At 63.8% G+C, this 8,223-nt stretch carries 7 protein-coding genes; 5 read left to right on the top strand and 2 right to left on the bottom strand.

Annotated elements, in window-relative coordinates; genetic code table 11:
- From L0G76_RS12085 to L0G76_RS12095, 3 genes are all read left to right on the top strand, one after another.
- The coding region (locus L0G76_RS12085) for an AraC-like ligand-binding domain-containing protein (protein WP_304357449.1) at positions 1–962 on the top strand (962 nt) is incomplete at its 5' end.
- 96 nt (positions 963–1,058) lie between these two features.
- Positions 1,059–2,582, top strand: coding sequence for an APC family permease (locus L0G76_RS12090; RefSeq protein ID WP_304357450.1), 1,524 nt, complete (start codon positions 1,059–1,061; stop codon positions 2,580–2,582).
- Positions 2,583–2,626: 44 nt separating this feature from the next.
- On the top strand, positions 2,627–4,042 hold the full coding sequence (locus tag L0G76_RS12095) for an aldehyde dehydrogenase family protein (protein WP_304357451.1): 1,416 nt from the start codon (positions 2,627–2,629) through the stop codon (positions 4,040–4,042).
- Positions 4,043–4,116: 74 nt separating this feature from the next.
- Here L0G76_RS12095 and L0G76_RS12100 read toward each other — a convergent pair whose 3' ends face one another.
- Entirely contained in the window at positions 4,117–4,743 is a 627-nt protein-coding gene (locus tag L0G76_RS12100) for a class I SAM-dependent methyltransferase (RefSeq protein ID WP_304357452.1), read from the bottom strand.
- A gap of 102 nt (positions 4,744–4,845) precedes the next feature.
- Between L0G76_RS12100 and L0G76_RS12105 the strand changes: the two genes are divergently transcribed.
- A complete protein-coding gene (locus L0G76_RS12105; protein WP_304357453.1) occupies positions 4,846–5,697 on the top strand; it encodes a CocE/NonD family hydrolase C-terminal non-catalytic domain-containing protein in 852 nt (283 codons plus the stop codon).
- A gap of 22 nt (positions 5,698–5,719) precedes the next feature.
- Here L0G76_RS12105 and L0G76_RS12110 read toward each other — a convergent pair whose 3' ends face one another.
- Complete coding sequence (locus tag L0G76_RS12110) at positions 5,720–6,673, bottom strand: LysR family transcriptional regulator (protein WP_304357454.1); 954 nt, start codon at positions 6,671–6,673, stop codon at positions 5,720–5,722.
- 119 nt (positions 6,674–6,792) lie between these two features.
- Here L0G76_RS12110 and L0G76_RS12115 point away from each other — a divergent pair, with 119 nt between their 5' ends.
- Positions 6,793–8,169, top strand: a complete 1,377-nt coding sequence (locus L0G76_RS12115) for an MFS transporter (RefSeq protein ID WP_304357455.1) — start codon at positions 6,793–6,795, stop codon at positions 8,167–8,169.
- The last annotated feature ends 54 nt before the right edge of the window (positions 8,170–8,223 follow it).

Raw genomic sequence — 8,223 nt, forward strand, 5'->3', positions numbered from 1 at the left:
ACTTCGACGGGTGGCAGGCCCTCGTCTCGGACTCGTTCGTGCCGCTGGACACCGAGCCTGCGCGCCGCGGCGGCTTCCGGGGTGCGATCAGCGCCCGGGACTACGATTCCGTCGTCATGTCCCACCTCAGCGCCAACCCTCATGCAGTGCTGCGCACGCCCGAACTCATCTCCGCTGATTCGCTCAGCAGTGCGGTCGGATCCAGGGTTGCGGTCGGATCCAGGGCAGGTGCCTCAACGAACTACTACAAGGTCTCCCTCCAGCTCAAGGGGCACGGGCTGCTCATCCAGGACGGCCGAGAGGTGTCCCTGGCGCCTGGATCCTTGGCGATCTATGACACCTCGCGTCCCTATACGCTGAGCTTCGACTGTGATTTCTCGTCCTATGTGATGATGTTCCCGCAGTCACGGGTCAACCTGCCCACCGACACCGTCGGCCAGCTCACGGCCACCTCGATCGGTGCCGATCATCAGCTGGGCACCGTGGCGACCCAGATCATCACCCAGGCCGGAGCCATGCTGCCCACGCTGAGCAAGTCAATCGGAATCAGGTTGGCAGGCAACGTCGTCGACCTGCTCACCACCGTCATGGCCGATGAACTCGCCGAGACCGATGACGTGCCGGGAGAGAGGCAGCGACTCTGGTCGGAGATCACCTCCTACATCGACGCCAACCTCGCCGACCCGCGGCTGACACCCTCAACGATCGCTGCCGCACATTTCATGTCGGTCCGCGCGCTGCACCAGGTCTTCGAAGGCAGCGGAGAATCGGTGTCCGGTGAGATCCGTCGCCGCCGAATCGCAGCCTGCCGCCACGACCTCGCTGATCCGCTTCAGGCTCACGTACCGGTCGCCGCGATCGGAGCCCGGTGGGGGCTGAGCGACCCCGCGCATTTCTCCCGGCTCTTTCGCAGCGTTGTCGGCCAGCCCCCTGCCGCATTCCGTCGTGGCTCGCTGAGCTGACTGCGCCGATCGTCAAGAGTCCTGCTCGCAGAGCCAAGACACCTCAGTCCTCAGTGAGAGAGCCTGTAGCTACATTCAAACTCTGAGGTGGATCACATGGACGTGAAACGCGAGCCCAACAGTGCACAGCCGCGAACCGCGGACGCCACGCAGCAAGCAGCCGCACCATTGCAGACAGCAGGTGCGGGCTTGAACTCTCGCCGCATCGGCACCCTCGCACTCGTCTTCATGATCATCGCCGCCTCGGCGCCGCTGACCGTGGTCGCCGGCGGTGTCCCCAGCAACTTCGCGGTCACCGGTCTGCTCGGCATCCCACTGTCGTTCATCGTCCTCGGCGTCATCCTCATCCTCTTCGCCATCGGCTATGCGGCGATGAGCCGGCACGTGCACAATGCGGGCGCCTTCTTCGCCTATATCTCCAAAGGACTGGGCAAGCCGGTAGGGATGGGTGCGGCCCTGACCGCGCTGGTCGCTTACAACTCGATGCAGATCGGCATCGCCGGAATGTTCGGCTTCGTCTTCTCCTCCTTCCTCGATTCGCTGTTCGGCCTGCAGGTGGCCTGGTGGATCTGCGCACTCATCGCATGGGTGGTCGTCGGACTCATGGGCATCAGCCGCGTCGACTTCTCCGCGAAGGTCCTCGGCATCATCGTCGGCACCGAATTTCTCGTCGTCATCGTCTTCGACATCATCGGATTCACCCACAGCCCCGAAGGCATCACCGCCGACGGAATGCTGCCCGATCAGCTCTTCGCACCCGGAGTCGGCGCCGCACTGGCGTTCTCGATCGCCGCATTCATGGGCTTCGAATCGGGCGCGATCTACAACGAGGAGGTCAAGGATCCCAAGCGCACGGCAGGGCGCGCGACGATCATCGCAGTGAGCATCATCGCCGTCTTCTACGCCTTCTCCGCCTGGGCGATGACCGTGGCCGAGGGGCCCTCGAACGTGGTCGGACGATCCCAGGAGTTCGGTCCCGATCTCATGTTCGTCTTCCTCGGCGAACACGCCCCGGTGTGGTTCGTCGACCTGTCCAACCTGCTCTTCCTCACCTCACTCCTGGCCGCGCTCGTGGCCTTCCACAACATCGTCGCCCGCTACTTCTTCGCCCTCGGCCGCGACCGGGTGCTGCCGACGTTCCTCGCCAGAACCTCCCGCCGCACGGGTGCACCTGTTGCCGGATCCCTGGCCCAGTCAGGGCTTGCGCTCATCGTCATCCTCGTCTTCGCGATCGTCGGCGCCGGCAGCGAGGATCCGCTCTTTCCCGTCGTCACCCTGTTCACCTGGCTGACGAACATGGGCGCCTTCGGGCTCGTCCTCCTGATGGCGCTGACAGCGCTGGCCGTGATCGGATTCCTGCGCGCTCACTCGAGTGAGTACACGCTGTGGACCCGCGTCATCGCACCGGGACTCTCAGCCATCGGCCTCGTCGTCCTCTTCGTCTCCATCGTCATCAACTTCAACGTCCTCATCGGCCTCGAAGGCACCTCGGTGCTCTCCTGGCTGTTGCCGGCCATCGTGCTCGTACCCGGCGTCCTCGGCACCATCTGGGCACTCGTCCTGCGGTCGAGTCGACCACGACTCTATGCAGGCATCGGCACAGGTGGAAGCCTGGGCTGAAGCCATCCCCGCAACACTCATTCCACCCCGAGAAAAGGAGAATCATGAGCACCGACCTCACCACGTTCGCAGGACTGCTGTCGACCATCGAAGACCCCAACGGACGCGAACTGCTCGACCCCGCCACCGGCGAGGTCGTCGGCCGCACCCGTGAGGGCAGCACGGCCGACATCGACACGGCCGTCGCAGCCGCCCGCAAGGCCCAGTCCGACTGGGCGTCGCGGTCGTCGAAGGAGCGCAGCGAGCTGCTGAACAAGGCCGCCGACGCTGTCGAAGCCTCCGCTGAGGCGCTGGCCGAGCTGCTCTCCCGTGAGCAGGGCAAGCCGCTCAACGGCCCCAACGCCCGCTTCGAGGTCGGTGCGTGCGCCGCCTGGCTGCGGGCCAATGCCGCCTTCGCGCTGGAGCCCGAGATCCTCGTCGACGACGAGGACACGCATGCCGAACTCCATTACAAAGCCGTCGGCGTCGTGGGTGCAGTCGGACCCTGGAACTGGCCGATGATGATCTCCGTGTGGCAGTTCGCGCCTTCGCTGAAGATGGGCAACACCGTCGTCCTCAAGCCCTCCGAGTACACACCGCTGTCCGTGCAGGCGCTCGTCGCAGTGATCAATCAGGTTCTGCCCGCCGACGTCCTCACCGTCGTTCCCGGCAGCGGCGAGGTCGGCGCGGCCCTGACCTCCCATGAAGACATCGACAAGATCATGTTCACCGGTTCGACGAAGACCGGTCAGGCCATCATGCGATCAGCAGCTGACACCCTGGCCCGTCTGACCTTGGAACTCGGCGGCAACGATGCAGGCATCGTGCTCGAAAACGCCGATCCTGCGGCCATCGCCGGTGACCTGTTCTGGGGTGCGTTCATCAACACCGGTCAGACGTGTGCCGCGATGAAGCGCCTCTACGTGCCCGAATCCCTCTACGACCAGGTCTGTGATGCCCTCGTCGAGGTGGCCAAACAGTCACCGATGGGAGTGGGCCTCGAAGAGGAGAACGTGCTTGGGCCATTGCAGAACAAGGCGCAGTACGACATCGTCGCCAAGCTCGTCCAAGCGGCCAAGGACGGCGGAGCCCGCGTGCTCACCGGAGGAGACCCTGTCGCCGATCAACCCGGATACTTCTACCCGACCACTCTGGTGGCCGACATCGACAACGACAATCCTTTGGTCGCCGAAGAACAGTTCGGACCAGTCCTGCCGATCATCAAGTACACGGATCTTGAGCAGGCCATCGGCTGGGCCAATGAGCTCGAGGTCGGCCTCGGCTCCTCGGTGTGGGGCAGCGACCTTGAGGAATGCAAGACGGTCGCCGCGCGCCTGCAAGCGGGGTCGACCTGGATCAACAAGCACGGTGCCGTGGATCCGCGCATTCCCTTCGGCGGCGTGAAGAATTCGGGCTTCGGACTCGAGTTCGGCCTTGAAGGGCTGAAGCACGTCAGCGTCCCGCACGTCATCAGCTGGTAAGGAGGCTCCCCGACTGACTTGTGTCGGGCACGGACCGCCTCGGCGTCGGAGCAGCCCTCCGACGCCGAGGTGATTCACAGTACGAACATGCCGTCGGGTCCCTCGTCAGCTCGTCGGCGACCGGGCGTGGTGAAGACGCTGACTGACCAGGGTGAGTCGGCGTCGTACCGGCCGAGGTGCCAATCGCAGTAGCGGTTCTCCAGCGCCAACGATGTTCCTTCCGCGAATGCATCCTGATCTTTCGGTCCGCCCGGCGAGCGCGCACTGGTGCCGATGACCAGTCGGCCCCCGGGCGTGAGCAGTTTCGACGTCGTCTGAAACGTCGAAGCCAATTCAGGTTTGGTCAAGAATGCGGGAACATTCCCCGACATGAGGATGAGGTCATACCTGGAGGGCAGGTCACGATCGGTGAGAACTGGCTGAGATAAGTCTGCGGCAGCAATCGATCGGAACCATTGAGCTCCGTGCAGCTCGATCGCAACGTCGAGCACTTCCGGCGAGGGATCGAGACCGAATGCGTCATGCCCGCGGCGGCGGAGAGCATTGACGGCACTGCCGATGCCGCATCCGATATCTAGAATCGTCGAGCCTCGAGGTGCGAGCATGTCGACGAATCGTGCGTCGGCTTCAAGATCGCTGTTGGATCGGACGTGACGCCGCATCTTGGCGGCATAGCCTCGGAGGTTCTGCGACTCTGCCATGGGACCAGTTTCTCACTCCGTTCGAAGCAGATCGGCGGTCTTAGCGTAGAACTCGTCCGGTCGCCCGACTCCGACCGGATCACCGTCCCCGCCTGGCGTCGAATGGCCTCGGAGCAGAAGTGGCTGCGCATCCACAACAGCCAGGAATGGCCCGACTACTATGACGAGGCCAATGTGGAGGACCTGAGGCGCTTCTTCGACCACTTCCTCCGCGGCATCGACAACGGGTGGGAGGAGACCCCTCGCGTGCGGTACTCCGTCCTCGACCTCGAAGGCGGCGGCCGGACAGAGATTCCTGCGACCGAATTCCCACCCGCGGAGGTCGAGGCGACGAAGTTCTACCTCGACGGGAACTCACGGATGCTGACGACTTCGGCACCGACCGCCTCGGCAAAAGCGGCCTATGACGTAGACGCTGCGAACAGCGCCGTCTCCTTCATCACCACCTTCGACGACGATACCGTCCTCGTCGGATACCCGAAGGCACTTCTGTGGGTCGAGGCCCGAGGCTCCGATGACATGGACTTGTTCGTCCTGGTGCAGAAGCTCGATGCGAACGGAACGTCGTTGCAGGCCTTCACCGTGCCGAACCGGAACGCACGGATCCACGACGTCACCGATCATGGTGCATCGATCCTGCGCTACAAGGGGGCCGACGGCAGATTGCGAGTGTCGATGCGTCACCTCGACGAAGGCCTCTCGACCGATGCCGTCCCTGCTCACAGCTTCGACCGGGTTGAGAAGCTCGAGGCCGGTCAGGTTGCCGAGGTCGAGATCGACCTGCTGCCGATCGGCCTGTCATTCCGGCCCGGACAGGCTCTGAGGTTCGTCATCAGCTCCCGCAACCTGTTGGGCACTATGATGCCCGGAATCCGCGAGTACGCCGGTGCCAACGTCATCCACACCGGTGGCGAATGCGCTTCTTATCTCCAGCTGCCGGTACTCAGGAGATAGATCGGGGCACGGTCGCCGGCCCTCAGTCTGCCTGCGCCTCGGGCAGAGTCTCCCGTACAATGTCGATGACCCTGGCCAGTGCCTCCGAAGGGTTGTTGCGGCGCCACCCCAGGGCGAGTGTGAAGGCGTCCCCGCCCTCGGCGAGGCGAACATAGCTGACTCCGTCGATGCGGATGTGATCCGAGGACTCGACGACGATTGCGATCCCGATCTGCGCGCCGACGAGTGCGAGCAGGCTGTAGGGATCGGGGGCCTCCTGGATGATGTGGGGGAGGAATCCGGCCTCGTCGGCCAGGCGCATCATCACCTCGCGGACTTGAGAGCCGTGCGACGGCGCATAGGAGATGAACGGCTGATCGGCCAGGTCGGCCATCGACACACGATCCCTGTCCGCGAGCTCGTGGCCAGTGGGGACGGCGACCATCACTCGTTCCTGACGAATGATGTGGACGTCGACGCCGGCTGGCGAGGGCGGGCTGACCACCGCCAAATCCATTGTCCCGTCACGCACCGCCAGAGCGGCCTCCCCGGAATACGTCTGCGGGTGCAGGTCGAGGCTGATGCCCGGCTGTCGGCGGGCCACCTCGCGGGAGAGGCGGGAGAGAATCGAATAGCCGCTGGAGCCGCCGAAGCCGATCCGCACCCGGCCCACCACGCCCTCCTGTGCAGCGCGAGCGATGCGACGAGCGCCCGCGACCTGCGCCTGGATCGAGTGGGCCGGTTCGAGGAGGGCCTCGCCGGAGGAGGTGAGTCTGACCCTGCGTGTTGTCCGCTCGAACAGCTGGACGCCCAGGTCCTTCTCGAGAGAGCGGATCATCTGGCTCAGGGCAGGCTGGGCGATGTGCAGAGTCTCGGCCGCTCGCCCGAAATGCAGCTCCTGCGCCACGGCAGTGAACGCCTCGAAGTGTCGCAGCTCCATCCGATGAACCTTCCTCTGGGGATCAGCGAGGCTTCCCTCGTCGACTGCCGGTGCCACATTGATAAGAATATCCAAATAATCACCTAGAGATTACGTCTTGGACTCCGAGTAATACAAGTGGAACAGTGATGCCTGGCACACATTGAGTCGCCACCTCCAGCAACGAGAGAGAAGACATGACCAACATTGGATCAGCGTCGATCCGCGCCACTGACGCGACACCCGCACCTTCAGTCGATCCCAAACAGGGTCGCCGCGCCGGCACCGCGGCCTTCGTCGGCACCACCATCGAATGGTTCGACTTCTACATCTACGGCACCGCCTCGGCGTTGGTGCTGGGCAAGCTCTTCTTCCCGGAAGTCAGCCCCGCGATGGGCACACTCGCCGCCTTCGCCACGTTCGCCGTCGGCTTCATCGCCCGGCCGCTCGGTGGCGTCATCTTCGGTCACTTTGGCGACAAATTCGGTCGGAAGAACACCGTCATCACGACACTCCTGCTCATGGGCATGGCCACGGTCGGTGTCGGCCTCCTGCCCACCTACGAGCAGATCGGCTTCATGGCTCCGATCCTTCTTGTCGTCCTCCGCATCATCCAGGGGGTTGCCATGGGAGGCGAATGGGGAGGTGCTGTCCTCATCGCGACCGAGTTCGCACCGCCAGGCAAAAAGATCCTCTACGGTGCTTTTGCGCAGCAGGGGTCGCCGGTCGGCAATCTGTTGGCCACCGTCTCCTTCCTCGGTCTGACCTATATGAGCGCTGAGAACTTCGGTGCTTGGGGTTGGCGAATCCCCTTCCTTGCCTCGGCGATCCTCATCATCGTCGGACTCTACATTCGCCTGAAGATCACCGAATCTCCCGAGATGATCGCAGCGACGCAGAAGGAACCGCAGACACGCACCCCGATCGTCGAACTGCTGCGCGACCACTGGAAAGTCGTCTCGCTGGCCATCGGAGCCGTCGTCACCGGTGTGGCAATCACCTACGTCAAAACCACCTTCGCCCTGTCCTGGGCCACGACCGACCTCAACTTCGGTCGAACCGAATTCCTTCAGATCATCACCGTCGCGCTCATCGCCCAGGTGATCATCCAGCCCTTCGGCGCCGTCCTCGCCTCGAAGATCGACACCAAAAAGGCGATCCTCGTCATGTTGCTGCCTGAGCTGGTGCTGCTGCCGGCGATGTTCCTCCTCATCCAGACCGGCAATTACGGGCTGGCGATGCTCGGAATGGTGCTGGCCACTGCGCCACACGCAATGTACTACGCGGCACTGGCAGGCGTCCTGGCCCAGCTGTTCCCCACCACCATCCGCTACACGGGGATCTCCGTGGCCTATCAGGTTTCGACGGCTCTGTTTGCCGGCACCGCGCCCTTCCTCAGCCAGGCCCTCCTCAGTGCAACCGGGTCGATCTGGGTCGTCGTCTGCCTCGGCCTCGGATACGTGCTCATCTCCATTGTGTGCATGTCTCTCCTGCTGCGCGGAAAGTCCTGGATCAACCGCGAAGGAGAAACCGGGCACGTCGCCGAGGCGAGCACCACTTCGACGCGCCCCTGATCGCCACCGATTCGACCGATCAGCGCAGCAACCACTGATGACCAGAGAAGGAAC

It is taken from the genome of Brevibacterium picturae (assembly GCF_030453725.1).
Taxonomy (GTDB): Bacteria; Actinomycetota; Actinomycetes; order Actinomycetales; family Brevibacteriaceae; genus Brevibacterium; species Brevibacterium sandarakinum_A.